The sequence below is a fragment of the Photobacterium satsumensis genome (assembly GCF_050336935.1).
GTDB lineage: Bacteria > Pseudomonadota > Gammaproteobacteria > Enterobacterales > Vibrionaceae > Photobacterium > Photobacterium satsumensis.
Genome location: NZ_JAKJSK010000007.1, coordinates 268,874 through 284,113 on the forward strand (window position 1 = coordinate 268,874; position 15,240 = coordinate 284,113).

The 15,240-nt window shown below is 45.3% G+C and carries 13 protein-coding genes; 4 read left to right on the forward strand and 9 right to left on the reverse strand.

Translation table 11 applies throughout. From position 1 onward, the window contains the following. Positions 1-55 precede the first annotated feature (55 nt). Positions 56-2,347, forward strand: a complete 2,292-nt coding sequence (gene metE, locus L4D79_RS12940; RefSeq protein ID WP_428651979.1) for a 5-methyltetrahydropteroyltriglutamate--homocysteine S-methyltransferase — start codon at positions 56-58, stop codon at positions 2,345-2,347. 59 nt (positions 2,348-2,406) lie between these two features. Here the strand turns inward: metE and L4D79_RS12945 are convergent, their stop codons facing one another. From L4D79_RS12945 to L4D79_RS12975, 7 genes are all read right to left on the reverse strand, one after another. Continuing rightward, positions 2,407-2,655 carry a hypothetical protein gene (locus L4D79_RS12945; RefSeq protein ID WP_428651980.1) on the reverse strand — a complete coding sequence of 83 codons (249 nt, stop codon included), beginning with the start codon at positions 2,653-2,655 and terminating at the stop codon, positions 2,407-2,409. Between the two features lie 337 nt (positions 2,656-2,992). Next, the gene (locus tag L4D79_RS12950) at positions 2,993-3,439 is read right to left on the reverse strand and encodes an META domain-containing protein (RefSeq protein WP_428651981.1); all 447 of its coding nucleotides are present in this window, start codon (positions 3,437-3,439) and stop codon (positions 2,993-2,995) included. Positions 3,440-3,777: 338 nt separating this feature from the next. Next, a complete protein-coding gene (locus tag L4D79_RS12955) occupies positions 3,778-5,424 on the reverse strand; it encodes a mechanosensitive ion channel domain-containing protein (protein ID WP_428651982.1) in 1,647 nt (548 codons plus the stop codon). A 208-nt stretch (positions 5,425-5,632) separates the two neighbouring features. Then, positions 5,633-6,382, reverse strand: coding sequence for a phosphate ABC transporter ATP-binding protein PstB (gene pstB / locus L4D79_RS12960; RefSeq protein WP_428651983.1), 750 nt, complete (start codon positions 6,380-6,382; stop codon positions 5,633-5,635). Between the two features lie 18 nt (positions 6,383-6,400). Then, positions 6,401-7,267, reverse strand: a complete 867-nt coding sequence (gene pstA, locus L4D79_RS12965; protein WP_428651984.1) for a phosphate ABC transporter permease PstA — start codon at positions 7,265-7,267, stop codon at positions 6,401-6,403. A 5-nt stretch (positions 7,268-7,272) separates the two neighbouring features. Continuing rightward, positions 7,273-8,184 carry a phosphate ABC transporter permease subunit PstC gene (gene pstC, locus L4D79_RS12970; RefSeq protein ID WP_428651985.1) on the reverse strand — a complete coding sequence of 304 codons (912 nt, stop codon included), beginning with the start codon at positions 8,182-8,184 and terminating at the stop codon, positions 7,273-7,275. A 106-nt stretch (positions 8,185-8,290) separates the two neighbouring features. Further along, entirely contained in the window at positions 8,291-9,109 is an 819-nt protein-coding gene (locus tag L4D79_RS12975; RefSeq protein ID WP_428651986.1) for a phosphate ABC transporter substrate-binding protein, read from the reverse strand. A 647-nt stretch (positions 9,110-9,756) separates the two neighbouring features. Here L4D79_RS12975 and L4D79_RS12980 point away from each other — a divergent pair. The 3 genes from L4D79_RS12980 to L4D79_RS12990 all read left to right on the forward strand — a co-directional run bounded on the left by L4D79_RS12980 (position 9,757) and on the right by L4D79_RS12990 (position 12,672). Next, a complete protein-coding gene (locus tag L4D79_RS12980; protein ID WP_428651987.1) occupies positions 9,757-10,674 on the forward strand; it encodes a LysR family transcriptional regulator in 918 nt (305 codons plus the stop codon). A 261-nt stretch (positions 10,675-10,935) separates the two neighbouring features. Continuing rightward, a complete protein-coding gene (locus L4D79_RS12985) occupies positions 10,936-12,153 on the forward strand; it encodes a NupC/NupG family nucleoside CNT transporter (RefSeq protein WP_428651988.1) in 1,218 nt (405 codons plus the stop codon). Between the two features lie 243 nt (positions 12,154-12,396). After that, the gene (locus L4D79_RS12990) at positions 12,397-12,672 is read left to right on the forward strand and encodes a hypothetical protein (RefSeq protein ID WP_428651989.1); all 276 of its coding nucleotides are present in this window, start codon (positions 12,397-12,399) and stop codon (positions 12,670-12,672) included. 13 nt (positions 12,673-12,685) lie between these two features. Here the strand turns inward: L4D79_RS12990 and L4D79_RS12995 are convergent, their stop codons facing one another. Then, the gene (locus L4D79_RS12995; protein WP_428651990.1) at positions 12,686-13,474 is read right to left on the reverse strand and encodes a family 16 glycosylhydrolase; all 789 of its coding nucleotides are present in this window, start codon (positions 13,472-13,474) and stop codon (positions 12,686-12,688) included. A gap of 140 nt (positions 13,475-13,614) precedes the next feature. After that, positions 13,615-15,063, reverse strand: coding sequence for a DUF3131 domain-containing protein (locus tag L4D79_RS13000; RefSeq protein ID WP_428651991.1), 1,449 nt, complete (start codon positions 15,061-15,063; stop codon positions 13,615-13,617). Positions 15,064-15,240: the final 177 nt, after the last annotated feature.

The window sequence follows — 15,240 nt, forward strand, 5'->3', positions numbered from 1 at the left end:
GTGGCTAGGCCATTGTTATGTCAACAACGACAAAGAATACTGGGACGGAAAAATAATGACTGTAAAAACAACAACACATATTTTGGGTTATCCGCGTATTGGCAGCCAGCGCGAGCTAAAGTTTGCCCAGGAAAAATACTGGCGAGGTGAAATTTCACAAGCTGAACTGAAGGAAGTGGGAAGCTTGCTGCGTCACCGCCACTGGGGAGAGCAATCAGGAGCTGGGTTAGATGTCGTCACTGTCGGTGATTTTGCTTGGTATGATCATGTACTGGGCACCAGCATGCTGTTAGGCCATTTGCCGAAGCGCCACCGAAACGGTTTTCCTGACCTCGATACCTTGTTTCGAGTCGCTAGAGGTAAAGCACCAACAGGTTGTGCGTGTGCAGCATCCGATATGACCAAGTGGTTCAATACCAACTACCACTACATTGTGCCGGAATTCAGTGCCGATGATGAATTTACGGTTAGCTGGCCGCAGCTTTTTGAGGAAATCGCCGAAGCAAAAAAAGCGGGCCACAAAGTGAAACCGGTGTTACTAGGGCCAATTTCTTACCTATGGCTTGGCAAGGAAAAAGAAGCGGACTTCGATAGGCTTTCATTATTACCAAGACTACTAGCGGCTTATCAGCAGATCCTCAATAAGTTAGCGACATTAGGAATAGAGTGGGTGCAAATTGATGAGCCGTCGTTGGCATTAGAGCTACCCAAAGAGTGGGCTGACTCATTCAAGATCGCTTACCAAGTGTTGCATGGTGCACCAAAGCTGCTACTAACCACATATTTTGACAATATTACTCATCAACTGGACGCCATCACCAAACTCAATGTCGATGGTTTGCATATTGATATCTCAGCGGCTCCTGAGCAGTTGGATGAAGTGGTAGAGCGTTTGCCTGAGCACTGGGTACTATCCGCCGGTGTAGTTAATGGCCGAAATGTGTGGCGTGCTGATCTGAACGCGCTGTTAGAACGCCTTAATCCGGTCAAAGCGAAATTAGCAGAACGCCTGTGGTTAGCCTCGTCGTGTTCACTTCTTCATAGTCCAATGGACCTAGACTTAGAAACGGATGTGGATCCAGAAGTACGACAATGGCTGGCATTTGCCAAGCAAAAGTGCCGTGAACTGACTCTGCTGGCTCAAGCCATTGATGGTAACGAAATCGCCATTGAAGAGTGTGCTCACTACAGTGCACCGATCAAAGCCCGTGCCACCAGTGCTTTGGTGAACAATGAACAGGTGCGTCAACGCAGTGCGGCAATTACTGATGTATTGGCAGAGCGTAAGCAGCCTTATGAAGAGCGTGCTCGTCAGCAGCGTCAATCCCTAGGGTTACCTTTGCTGCCGACAACAACTATTGGCTCATTTCCGCAAACCAATGAAATCCGTACTCAGCGCCGAGATTTCAAAGCGGGCCGCCTGAATGAACAGGATTATGTCTCAGCGATGAAGGGCCATATTGGTGATGCAATTGAGCGCCAAAACAAGCTAGACCTTGATGTCTTGGTGCATGGTGAGGCTGAGCGTAATGACATGGTGGAATACTTCGCAGAGTTGCTCGAAGGCTTTGCAGCGACCCGCTTTGGCTGGGTACAAAGTTATGGCTCACGGTGCGTGAAACCTGCGGTGATTGTCTCTGATATCTATCGCTCTGCACCGATGACGGTTTCTTGGTCGCAGTATGCCCAGTCATTAACGGATAAGCCTGTAAAGGGGATGCTCACCGGTCCTGTGACTATTTTGGGGTGGACGTTCCCGCGTGAGGATCTTAGCCGAGAAGCGATCGCCAATCAGATAGCATTGGCATTGCGGGATGAAGTGGCTGATTTACAAGAGAAAGGGATTAAGATCATCCAGATCGATGAGCCAGCTATTCGAGAAGGGATGCCAATAAAGGCCAGCCAATGGCAAGAGTATTTGGACTGGGCGGTGAAAGCGTTCAAGATTTCTGCTGCCAGTGCCGAGCCCAAAACACAGATACATACCCATATGTGTTATAGCGAATTCAACGACATGATTGAATCCGTGGCTGCGCTAGATGCGGATGTGATCACTATTGAGACATCACGTTCTGATATGGAATTGCTCAAAGCCTTTGAAGCGTTTGATTACCCGAATGAGATTGGCCCTGGTGTTTATGATATCCACTCACCGAACATCCCAACGGTTGAACAGGTTATTGAATTGGTCGAAAAGGCTGAAGCGCAAATTCCGGCTGAAAGATTATGGATCAACCCTGATTGTGGATTGAAAACGCGAAGCTGGGAAGAAACAGAGGAAGCTCTGACGAATATGGTTGAAGCTGCGAAAACACTGCGTGAGCAGTATCAATCAAAAGTCGTGTAGTTAAATCTTATAACTAGCCAAAGCCCTCGGAGTTGTTGACTCTGGGGGCTTTGATTTATTTAAGAGCGTCCTTTGATGTCATCAAAGCTAGGTTTGTATTCTGACTTGGTGAACTTTGTTTTTAGCTTAGGGAAATGCGTTCTCTCACTTTGCCCCTGTAGCTCTTTGCTGGTTGGGACATAATTGGAATGTTGATATTCTACTTTTTGCGGTGATACTTGACTGTTGTCATTACGGCCTTGAAGTTCGTAAGCGACAGCTGAATTAGCAATAAATAGCCCGACAATAATTAATGCGATATTTTTCATAGCAGCCTACCTTAGCAAAATTGAAAGGTGTACCGAGTTTCTAGATTACCAATTACTTGGTATATAAAGCTTAGATGATAAAACTTTGTCATCGAGACGATTTACAAAACTTTAAGTTAAGTTTCTGTCAATAAGCCATGATTGATAACATATTATATATTTCTATCAGTAGTCGGATATTAAAACTAACTAATTGAAAATGATTGAATTGATGCAGAGGAGGGGGCGTTTAATTTGGTTAGAAACAAAATGTCTGACAAACTATGAAAGTTTTGTGAATGCAATAAAAGAGAAATACTCCTGCCAAAAGCAGGAGTATTACGTTCAGCAAGAATGCTTATTTAGCTTCTGTACGCGTAAAGGTTAGCGTGTGCTCAGCACCAGACAAAGTTAGTTGGTTGCCTGCGACAGTCGCTGTGCTCCAATCCATAAGAGTGGCGCTCATTACGCGCTCAAGCTCCATTGCTGGCTCTGGACATGCCATCATGGTCATTCCCATTTTCTCAATGCGCAGTTTGCCTTCGTTTAGCTCGGCTTGGCCGAAGTAACGGTTACAACCGGCATGCCCATTAGCGGCTAGATCAGCCGAAAGCTGTAGGTTTGGTGCTTGGAATGGTTCTGCGATCTCAAGTGCGTTGCCATCGACTTTGTTAAGCACCCAGTTGAAAGAAGCAAGGTCAGTATCTGTGAGCATAGCAGTCGTTGGTTCGCTTTCAGTGGTAGATGCACAAGCAGCTAGAATGACAGGTACGGCCAATGCAGCAAGAATACGTTTCTTCATCATTATAAATTCCCAGAAGTCGTGATAATTACCCAACTAAGTATTATTCCCCTGAATGCTTAGGGTTGGATAATTAATTGTACGTTGTTTTTTATGTTGTTTTACAATATATATCAGATTTTGGTGTGAGTGAAAATAAAAAACACACTAAACCCTGCAATATTCAGGTTCGGTTAGGTTTTACCACATGGATAAAACTAAAACACTAAACAAGATAGTAGTTTATACGATGGGAAAAGAAAAAATGTTAAGCCTGCGTCATTTTATTTATACCCAGTAACTTCAAGGTGCCAGTAACTTCAAGGTGCCAGTAACTTCAAGGTGATTGGTTCAGCTTGAAGTCACTTGGGTATGTCATCTTTTTTTATCATGTGTAGATGGACATCCTGTTGTGGGAATGGGATAGAAATGCCTTCTCGATCAAAGCGCATTTTCACTTCTCGGGTGACATCCCAATATACATCCCAATAATCCTCGGTTTTCACCCAGGGGCGAACAATAAAATCGACGGAAGATGAATTGAGAACATGAAGCTTGATCGTTGGCTCTGGTGAGCGAAGCACCATCGAATGATCCGCCAAAATGGCCTCCAAGACTTTTTCGGTTTTTTCAATATCATCACCATAGCCAATGCCAAAGACCATATCGACACGGCGAACTCTCTCGTGGGTGATATTCTTGATGGTGTCGCCCCAAATCTTACTGTTGGGCACAATGAGGATCTGGTTATCAAAGGTCTTTATGGTAGTGCTTACCAAGCTCATGTGGCTCACTTTACCGGAGGTACCGCCGGCCTCGACAAAGTCGTCGACATCAAAGGGACGGTAGATCAGTAGCATCATACCGGAGGCAAAATTAGACAGTGTGTCCTGCAAGGCAAAGCCGATAATCACACCAGCGACACCGAAACCGGTCAGTACCGGCGCTAAGTTCAGCCCTATTTGCGATAGTGCAATCAGGATACCAATACACAGCACCGTATTGCCACTGATGGAAATAAAGAAGTCTTTCATCAATTGTGACATGCGCAGGGTGGGTGATGACACCGCGCGAGTCACGATCCGCCGGGTGATATTCTTTAAAACTTTAAAGACAAAAATGATGACCAGAAAGATAAATAACTTGAACAGCGCGGCGGGTGTATTCTGGGCCAGCCAATCCCTGAAATCTTTCAGGCCATCGGAGAGCAATGACCAGAGTACTTTGATATCAAGGATTTCATTGGTCAGGTTGCCTGATACCACAAACAGCTGCTTGGTGTAGTCTGTGGTGTCTATCCCCATTTTTCCACCAAGGTCGACGATAAACTGCAGCCCTTCAATGTCACCGACAACTTGTCGTTGGGCAAGGATGTATTGCAGTTGCAGGGAGGCTTTTTCTTCTTCGGCAGCAGACTTTATTTGGCCGGCCAGCATACTTTCTTGCTGGTTGTCGAATGACAGTTTGGCAGAAAGGAAGTCCAGTCTTTGGTCGATTTCTTTGATCAAGTTCTCTTTCTGCTCATCATCAGGTTTGCCTAAAAGCTCTAACCAGCCAAAGTTATCCCATTGTTCACTCAGTATGGTGTGGTAGAAAGCCGTCGTTTCATGGAGCGTTTTTTGGATGATTAGCTTCTGCTCTGCGTCAGCCTTGTCCAGATCATTTTGCAGTTTGGTTACTTGATCAGCCAAAAAATCAATGGCAAGGGTGAGGTATTCAAGTTGGTCATTCACAAACCCAATGACTCGTGGTGTGTTTTCCTCAGTTCGCTTGCTGATCAGTTTTTGCAGTTCGGCGCGGATGTCTTCGTTTTTTTTCAGCATCTGCATATCAATAATGTTTCTGGCAGTGCCGGTTTTGCCCTGTGACTCTTTATAGAGCTCAGCCATTTCCACTTCCATTTGCTCTATTTTGGCAAATTCATCAGGCTTGGGCTCAGACGCTTGTTCGGCTTCCTCGGCGAAGGACAGTAGTGAGAAGAAGAGAGTAAAGATGACAAGCCAACGCATAGAGATCGGACTCCGAGAGATACCTACGTAACAATAAACATAGAGAGCAAACGGGCCGTTGCTGGCTTAATTTCAGGAAAGTGATAAAGAAAAGTGTGGGGGCGATAGAATAAAAAAAGGCCCCCTACATGAGGGGGCAATATTTACCATCGCTGTTATTATTCGTCAAAATTCTGCATACGATTTGAGGAAGCGATTAAAGAGTCTATTAACCAAAGTCACCGTTTACATAACCGCGTGTACGGTCATCAGCAGGCTGGTTGAATAGCACACTTGTTGCATCGTGCTCAACCAGTTCACCCATCAGGAAGAAAGCAGTACGGTCTGAGATACGACGTGCCTGCTGCATTGAGTGGGTAACGATAACAATGGTGAAGTCTTTCTTCAGTGACTCCATCAAATCTTCAATTTTCTTGGTGGCAATTGGGTCCAGGGCTGATGTTGGTTCGTCCATCAGGATCACTTCTGGCTCCATTGCGATAGTACGGGCAATACACAGACGCTGCTGCTGGCCACCCGACAGGCCGAATGCGTGTGATTTCAAACGGTCTTTCACTTCATCCCAGAGTGCTGCGCCGCGTAGTGATCTCTCTACTACTTCGTCTAGGATTTTCTTGTCTTTAACACCCTGAGCGCGAAGGCCGTAAGCAATGTTTTCGTAGATGCTCATTGGGAACGGGTTCGGTTTCTGGAACACCATACCGACTTTGATGCGAAGCTGAGCAACGTCGATGTTGCCGTAAACATCTTCCCCATCCATCGAAAGCTTACCTTCGATTTTTACGCCTTCAATCAGGTCGTTCATACGGTTAAGACAGCGTAGAAGTGTTGACTTACCACAGCCCGATGGGCCAATTAGCGCTGTTACCTGACGGTTAGGAATTGGCAGGTTAATTTGCTTAAGTGCTTGGTTTGCGCCGTAGTATAGGTCTAGATTTTCAATGTTAAATTTATTCATGGTTCTCTTCCTCAAAGATTAGTAAGTCGCAGTATTGAATCGGCTAGCGATAAGCTTCGTTAGCAAGTTAATAACAAGAACAATAATGATCAGAACGGTGGCTGTTGCATACGCCTGGTTCCATTCGTGAATCGTGTAAAGCTCCTGTGTTAGTTTGTACAGGTGAACGGTTAGCGTACGGCCAGAGTCGAACATGCTCTCTGGGATACGGGCAACCATACCTGCAGTCATGAAGACCGGTGCTGATTCACCGATAACACGACCTACACTGAGGATGATGGAGGTAACAATACCCGGCATTGCGCTTGGTAGAATCAGTCTCCAAATGGTGTAAATCTTGGATGCACCCAGACCATATGAACCTTCACGGTATGTCTGAGGAACAGCCATTAGTGCTTCTTCCGTTGTCCGGATAATAACCGGTAGGATTAAGATACTCAGGGTCAGGGCACCTGACAGGATAGAGTAACCAAAGCCCATAACAACAACGAAGAATGTCATACCGAATAGACCGTAGATAATCGACGGAATACCGGCCAGTGATTCCGTACAGAAACGAATCACTTTTACTAGACGGCTACCTACTTTTGCGTATTCGGTCAGGTAGATAGCGGTCATGATACCCAGCGGAGCTGCCACACCGATAGAAGCGGCAACCATGTATAGGGTTGATACGATCATTGGCCAGATACCAGACTCTTGGCCGATGGTTGTGTAGTCGCTGGAAATAAACGTCCAATCAACATGTGAGAGGCCGTTGCTCAGGATGTACCAAACAACCCAGAGTAGAAAGCCGACGGTGATAGAAGCTGCTGACCAGATAAGCGCCAGTGAAATTTTATCTTTCATCTGCTGCTTTTGTGTATTTGTACCTTGTAAAGCCATCGTAATTACCTCGCACGCTCACGGTTCAGATAAAGAAGCGCGCCGTTTAGCACCATAATGAAGACCAGAAGAACGATACCTGTTGCGTATAGTGCACTTGCGTGCAAGCCAGTTGCGTATGACATTTCAATCGCAATGTTAGCGGTAAGGGTTCGGGCTGAATCTAAGATACCTCGTGGCATGGCCGGTGAGTTACCCATTACCATGATAATCGCCATGGTTTCACCCAGCGCGCGGGCAACACCCAAGATAACGCCGGTCATGATGCCTGAGCGGGCAGCTGGTACAAGCAGCTTAAAGATAGTGAACATTTGCGATGCACCCAGTGCGTACGAACCTTCTTTGTAAGTACGCGGTACAGCGCGGATTGACGTTTCTGATACCGTGATAACGGTGGGTAGGATCATCACTGCAAGTACGATGATACCGGCCAAGATGGTGTTACCTGCTGGTACAGAAAAGACATCTTGAATTAGGGGTACGATGATAACCAAGCCGAAGAAACCGTAAACAACAGACGGGATGCCAGCGAGTAGTTCAATCATCGGACGAATAATATCTGCAAGGCGTTTAGGGGCAACTTCAGAAATGAAGATTGCCGTTAGAACGCCGATTGGTACACCGATTACGACTGCGCCTGCTGTTGATACAACAGAAGCCACGATCATTGGAGCGATACCGTATAGCGCCGGTGGCAGCCAGTTTGTACCTAGCACAATACCGCCAACACCTGCTTCGGCGAAGGCTGCATAACCTTCACGGAATATAAAGTAGCCAATCAAAATTAGCGAAAGAATGCCAAGTGCGGCACTTGATAAAAATAAATACTTAAAAAACAGTTCACGCCAGTCGACTTTATTTTTCGCTTTTAGCGATGAGCCCTTTGCTGAACTTTCAATGTTATTTGCGATGGTCATATTCTTACTCCAGATATTGGTTAAACAAGGTTTATCCAAATACCAAGGAATCAACAAAAACCCGGTCGTCATCAACTGATGACGACCGGTAAATTAATCTTATAACTTACTTAACAGCGATGAAGCCGTTGGCAGCAACAATCTTCTGGCCTTCAGGACCTTTTACCCACTTAAGGAAGTCCAGAGCGGCAGTTGAAGGGCGACCATCTTTATAAACAACTAGGAATGGACGCTGTACACCGTACTCACCAGCTTGAATAGCTTCAACAGATGGCTGATGGTTATCGATAGATAGCGCTTTAACAGACTCGTCTACAGAACCTAGAGAGATGTAGCCGATAGCAAATGGGTTGTTCGCTACAATAGTCTTCAGCTGGCCGTTACCGCTTGCAACTTGTGCACGCTGTGAGATTGCTGAAACGGAAATACCGTTAACCTTCATTTTAAGGTCCATGATGTCTTCGAAAGCACCACGAGTACCAGAAGCTGTATCACGAGTTGCAACTACGATTGGTTTGTCTTCACCACCCACTTGGTTCCAGTTTGTGATTTCGCCTTTATAGATTTTAGAAACTTCTTCGATAGATAGGTCATCAACAGAGTTGTCAGTGTGAACAACTACTGCGATACCGTCACGAGCGATAACGACTTCTTGGATATTGTCAGCTTTCTCTGAATCTTTAAGATCACGAGAGCTCATGCCTAAATCTGATGAACCATCTTGTGCTGCACGAACACCAGCAGAAGAACCTGGACCTTGAACTTCGATTGTTACGCTGTTTGATTGTGCGTAGGTTTCACCGAGAACTTCCATGATTGGTGATACGGAGCTAGAACCGACAACTGAAATTGTTTCATTTGCTACTGCAGTGTTGAATACCATTGAACCTGCTAGGGCTAGAGCACCAATAACCTTTGTTTTCATTTTCCTAATCCTTAAAAAGCTGGCCTGATTGCCAATAGGTTTTGAATGAACGAGGCCAAGATTAGGGAAGAAGTATGACAGTAATGTTTCAGTAGTTTGAACACTCTATGACGCTATTCATAAATGTTTAATAAGTGTCCAATTTGATCTTGATTCCACTTCTTGAAACGTCGCGCTTTACTAGACCTAAACCATTCCACAAAGAATCATATATAGAATGCAGAGGTATATAAGACGATGGTAATGAGTGTGCTTGTATGCATATTGCTATCCCTTTAGTTGGAATTAAAGTCGGCGTTGTGTCGTTAATTTTGCTATTTTCGGTGTTTTTCTTTGCCTGGTAATGAATTTTGGTGTAATTCTCTGGTGTTGGTATTTTGCACGATTAGTGGGGTAGATAATTGCTGATATAACAGTGGTGTTGAATCCCCGTAATCTTTGACAAAATTTTCATGTTGTCACTATCGAAAAGTATTTATAAAAAATTTTTTCAATTTGCCTCGAAAACAATACTTGATTGGTCGAATTGCTGCTTTTATTGTCATAATTTTCGTGGTGACGAAGGATTTATGACAGTCGCTACTTGGGTATAGTGGTATTGCCTCTGATACAATGACTTCTATAGAGTTCGTAGAAACACATAAAGAATGATTAAAAAAGCCCAACAGATGGTGGTGTTCAATGCGCTGACCCATCAGCGCAGTTTTACCAAAGCAGCACAGCTGCTTGATATTTCACGCACCCAAGTCAGTAAACTGGTTCAGCAGTTGGAACAAAGGTTAGGGGTACAACTGGTGCAGCGCACGACTCGCTCATTTGCACTGACCGAGGCAGGCGAGCGATTTTCGGTGCATTGCGCCAATATTGTTGCTGAAATGAATGAAGCAGAAAGTGAGCTCTTGCAGAATAGTGACAGTATGCAGGGCATCTTGAGGGTGGGCAGTGCCCAATCATTTGCCCGTCATCATATCGCCCCTTACCTTGCCTCTTTTCATCAGCAATACCCACAGTTGGATGTTGAGATGAGCTTATTTGATCACAAGGTCGATCTCATTGCTGAGCAACTGGACTTGTGGATAGGGATGACAGACTCTCCACCAGAGGGATTTGTTGCTCGTCATTTGGCTGATTGTCATTTTGTCCTCGCCGCTAGTCCGGACTACCTTGCGCGCTGTGGTGTACCTTATAAGCCTGAAGATCTTGATAACCATAACTGCATTACCTATTACAGCAGGGAGCGTAAAGATAATGTATGGAGTTTTCAGCAAAATGGTGAGCAGCAAAATATCAAGGTAGCAGGGAATTACCGAGTAGACTCGGCTGATGCGATCCTTGATGCGACCTTGTCAGGCCATGGGATTGGTTATCTGGCCACTTATCTACTTGATAAGGAATTCCAGGAAGGGCGGTTGGTTCGTTTAATGCCAGACTGGCAGTTGACACAGTATATGCCTTTATATGCAATCTATCCTCGTTATCAGTATCTGCCCAAGAAGGTGCAGGCTTTTCTCAGTTTCATCCGAGACAAAATAGGTGAGCCGGTGTACTGGGACAAGGTGCTTTAATCACCAAACTAACCTTAGAGCACGAAATCGTTTTCGTTTTTTGTCGGTATTAGAGGGGAACATTGTCAACTATGGTGACAATAGTATCCCTCTGGCGCACCAATCATGGCTAACCAGTATAAATTGATGCTTATATAAGCAAAACCCCCGTGGTATGTGGCAAAAGTGTAAATATGTGTAACAAGTTGATCCTTGTCACAGTTTTAATTCTCAATAGAATGCCTCCGCAATCGTTTACTAACAAATTTGTGGAGTTTGACCATGAGCTATCTGGTCAGTGCACTAGGCGTTATTACGCTTTTTGCGGTTGCAGTTCTATTCTCTGAAAATCGTCGTGAAATTAACTGGCGTACCGTGGGTGGCGCATTTGCCATTCAGCTAGTTTTTGCAGGCTTTATCTTATATGTGCCTGTCGGCCGTGAGATCCTCAACTCTGTGTCATCGGCAGTTTCAGGTATTATTGACTATGGCCGTGTGGGCACTGAATTCCTATTTGGTGAATTGGCTCAGTTCAAACTAGGTTTCATTTTTGCGGTTAACGTTTTACCGACGATCGTATTCTTCTCTGCATTGATCTCTGTGCTGTACTATTTGGGTGTGATGGGCTTTATCATCCGCAGTATTGGTGGTTTGCTACAGCGTTTTCTGGGTACTAGCCGCACAGAATCTATGTCGGCAACCGCAAATATTTTTGTGGGCTCTGTTGAGGCGCCACTGGTTGTACGCCCATATCTGGCAAAAATGAGCCGTTCTGAGCTGTTTGCCGTCATGGTGGGTGGTTTAGCTTCTGTCGCTGGTGGTACTTTGGTGGGCTACGCAGGTCTAGGGGTAGACATTAGTTACCTGATTGCCGCCAGTTTTATGTCTGCACCTGCTGGTTTGATGATGGCTAAAATCCTGGTCCCACAGACTGAAATTATCAATGAAGATGACGCTATCGATGATGGTGGCGATGATGAACCCGTCAATATTATCGATGCGGCGACGCAGGGCGCATTGAGCGGTTTGCAGATCGTCATGGCGGTCGGTGCGAGTTTATTGGCCATCATCAGTTTGATTGCAATGATCAATGGCGGTTTGGCGCATGTTGGTGACTGGACGGGTATCGATAACCTCAGCCTTGAATTGATCTTTGGTTACCTTTTTGCCCCTGTGGCATGGCTGATTGGCGTGCCTTGGTCTGAAGCGACCGTTGCAGCAAGTTTGATTGGTAAGAAGATTGCTGTAAATGAATTTGTGGCGTTTGCCGATTTGATGGCGGTAAAAGACCAACTGAGCAGCCACTCTCAGGCGATTGTGACATTTGCGCTGTGTGGTTTTGCTAACCTGACATCTATTGCGATGTTGATGGGTGGTTTGGGTGGCGTCGTACCAAGCCGTCGTCCTGATATTGCCCGCCTAGGCTTTAAAGCGATTTTTGCCGCGACCTTGGCAAACTTGATGAGCGCAACTATTGCTGGTGTCTTCTTGTCTTTCTAACAGTGAGAAGATAAAAGACGAATAAAAGAAAACAGAGTGCGAGGCACTCTGTTTTTGTATGTATCAACAATTCACACTAACGAACAAGTTGAACTGCAATATAAGACCTAAGGACCATTTGAGTATATGTAGTCAATCCGGTAGTGTCTGTCTCACTATTGATATAAATACCCAGTAACCTCGCGCGTTGGACGCTCATCAATCCGGCAACGTGAGGTCACTAGGGTATAAGGAGACGGCAAGATGAAGTCTGACGTTGATAAATTATTGGACCAGCATGGCAAACTTATCCATTCTGAAGACAAGAAAGTGACGTCACATACTCAACGTGAAGCTGGAGACTGGGTTATGCATTCTCTGATGCTTGAAGGCTATGATGTGCCGTTTAAGTTCAAGCGCAAGAAAAAATATCAGTCATTGGTTGGGGCAAAAGTGAACCTTACCTATTATCCAGCCACAGAATGTGTGGCTGGATTGTCATTTGAAATCATGAAGGTGGTGCGTATTAAGCGCTCTTAATAGGCTGCACTCTTTATAGAGTGCAAGAACGTCCAGAGCTAAAGCGGAAGTTTTTATAATAAGCGGTGAGATAAGTGTTTGGATCTTTGTTAAATTCTCCCGCCCAGTTGGAAATTCTATCGTCGGCAGCCCAAACATTCATCATGATCCGTAGTCGGCTATCTTTTGCGGAAGGGATAGGATCATAGTTTGAATTCTTGACGGTATAGACAAGCTCTCCGTCTATGTACCACTTGATCGAACCCTTGGTCCACTTGATGCCATAGCGATGGAAGTCTTCCGATGCATCAAAATCCAGATATACAAGCTGCTCATGGCTTTGGGCATAACGGTCGTCATTGGTCCAATAGTTAATCTGCATCACGTTAGTGTCGTAGCCCAAGAATTCGATATCAATTTCATTGTGCATCCCATTGCCATTATTCGGCTTGTCAAAGGGACCGGAAAACAGAAAAAAAGAGCTGATAACGCCAGGCTCGGCGATAGGCTTCATTTCAACCTCATAGCAGCCATAGCCGTAAAACGCCTCACTCCGCAGTTCACCTGATTGAAATTCAAATTCATCGATACCATTGGGAGCATGGCTTAACGTAATGGCCATGCCTTCTGATGAGTGGCTAATTGCTTCACTTTCCCAGCGGCTGTATGACGGAAAACCATTGCTCCAGCCATCAGAGACCCACCATAGATTGGAATCAAGCTCAGTGAGAGGGTCTTCAAGTGCAGGTTTCGCTTGCGAGAAAGGAGAGAGGCTAAGCATAGTTATAAGACCTATCGCTTTGCTTAGTGGGCGCAATAACATGGGTACAGATCCTGATGTAAAAGTTAGTTAGCACTAAAATTAGCAGGATTATTTTGCTCTGTAGTTTCTAACCTGTATTGGAACTGAGACAAAAAACGAAATATGCGACGCAGTATGAAACCACATGTGCATAACGCAATCTAGCCTGCTTTGGCGAGCGGTCTGAAATTACGCTTTTTGAACCAAAGTGCGCTTAGAATTAGCGAGTTGGTATTGATGTTGTAGGCATTGTTAGGGCCACCGTTTAAGTACAGCCCAGTCGGGACTGCTCGGTGTGTCAAACTGTTATTGATCACTTTGCCTGCCAGTTGACGGCTAAAGTCGTCATTATCAAAAAGGACACTTAAGCCGAACGCCACTTTATTGCTAAAAATCTGTGGGTTTTCGATCGGTTTGCCGCCAGGCGCGATACTGAGCCAAGCACTTCCATAGATATAGATATTGTTGTAGGAAAACCACGGAGAGCGGCTCATGGCATCTTCAGCAAAAACCCAAGGGCTGCCTTGTTGTGAGGATTTCTCTTTTTGTAATTGGTATAAGGCATCGAGTTGGTTCCACCATTGCTCTTTTGCACCGAACTCAATACCCGCCAGAACATAAGGATCAGTGGTAAAGTACGGTAAGTTGCGCTGATCAACGAGCAGTGGGACGCCATCCACAGAGACTTCTTCTATATCTTGTTGCTCATAGGCCGTGGAAACATCGAATCCGGCAAGATCAAAGCCGTAGGCTGCATATTGCAAATACCCCAACCGGCCTTCTTGGCGGTAGTGTTTCTTCTTGGACGTTTTGAGCTCTCCGTACAATGTTCCTTGATACACCGCTTTTTCTAATTTCCAGTGTTCTAAGATACTCTGAATCGAGGCTTTGAATTCTGGTTTGTATCGTTGGGTGATTTCAAGCCAAATCAATAGCCGACCAATATCTAAAGCAGACCACCCATTTCCTTTTGAGGGGGTAGCGCTATATCTTCCTGATGGCTGGGCGGTATGGGTGCTGTATTCGCGGTTGGGCAACGAGTTATTGTACAAGGGTAACGCCAAGAGTGTTGTTAACGTTTGTTGGAGCTTACTCTCTGCTTCTTCGGCTGAGATCAGCTCAAGGCCTTCAGCGGATAGAATCGCAGCAATCCCACTGGCCACATCCCACATCGTACTGTGATGATAGCCTTGTACTGAATTGAACAGACCCGTTTCTTCATTCCAGTTTTGTTCGAAATAATAGTAGGCCTTTTTGGCTAACAGCTTTTCGTTGCGGCTGAGTTTGACAGGTGCCTGTTCATCTGTTGGCGGTACAGCGGCAGGGTTAGTTACTGTGGCTGAAGGATCGGTGTCAATATTTGAAACCTTCTCTTCGGGTTCTGCTTCTTTAGTGATGATGGGGGGGGCAATTGTGCGGCGCTGAAACTCTATGCTGTGCTTTGTTTCGCCATTATTGTCATGCGTCACACTTCGACCCCCGTAAAAGCTGGGCTCGGTTTGCTCTGGTTCTGTATTGAAAGCCGCAAGCACCGACAGTGGCATCAACAGTGCGGTAAATACTGTTGTCATTGGTAGCGCTTTTGTTTGAAATAAGGTGGCCTTCAGCATTACGTCTGCATTCCTTTTTGTGACTGCTTAGTTAGTTATATCGGTTTCCGCTGTGTCTTGGGATTATTTGCGGTACAAGCGGAGTAAAAATGTGACGCTGCTCTCGTAGATAACTGCCTGATGTGTAATTAATTATCTGAAAATTCTTTATTGTAATTTTTTGGCTTGTCCTATAAT

Bases quoted from the DNA above. Each gene is read 5' to 3' on its own strand.
- metE (WP_428651979.1), top strand. From the start codon at position 56: ATGACTGTAAAAACAACAACACATATTTTGGGTTATCCGCGTATTGGC.
- L4D79_RS13000 (WP_428651991.1), bottom strand. From the start codon at position 15,063: ATGCTGAAGGCCACCTTATTTCAAACAAAAGCGCTACCAATGACAACA.
- L4D79_RS12950 (WP_428651981.1), bottom strand. From the start codon at position 3,439: ATGATGAAGAAACGTATTCTTGCTGCATTGGCCGTACCTGTCATTCTA.
- L4D79_RS12980 (WP_428651987.1), top strand. From the start codon at position 9,757: ATGATTAAAAAAGCCCAACAGATGGTGGTGTTCAATGCGCTGACCCAT.
- L4D79_RS12975 (WP_428651986.1), bottom strand. From the start codon at position 9,109: ATGAAAACAAAGGTTATTGGTGCTCTAGCCCTAGCAGGTTCAATGGTA.
- L4D79_RS12955 (WP_428651982.1), bottom strand. From the start codon at position 5,424: ATGCGTTGGCTTGTCATCTTTACTCTCTTCTTCTCACTACTGTCCTTC.
- pstC (WP_428651985.1), bottom strand. From the start codon at position 8,184: ATGACCATCGCAAATAACATTGAAAGTTCAGCAAAGGGCTCATCGCTA.
- L4D79_RS12945 (WP_428651980.1), bottom strand. From the start codon at position 2,655: ATGAAAAATATCGCATTAATTATTGTCGGGCTATTTATTGCTAATTCA.
- L4D79_RS12995 (WP_428651990.1), bottom strand. From the start codon at position 13,474: ATGTTATTGCGCCCACTAAGCAAAGCGATAGGTCTTATAACTATGCTT.
- pstA (WP_428651984.1), bottom strand. From the start codon at position 7,267: ATGGCTTTACAAGGTACAAATACACAAAAGCAGCAGATGAAAGATAAA.
- L4D79_RS12990 (WP_428651989.1), top strand. From the start codon at position 12,397: ATGAAGTCTGACGTTGATAAATTATTGGACCAGCATGGCAAACTTATC.
- L4D79_RS12985 (WP_428651988.1), top strand. From the start codon at position 10,936: ATGAGCTATCTGGTCAGTGCACTAGGCGTTATTACGCTTTTTGCGGTT.
- pstB (WP_428651983.1), bottom strand. From the start codon at position 6,382: ATGAATAAATTTAACATTGAAAATCTAGACCTATACTACGGCGCAAAC.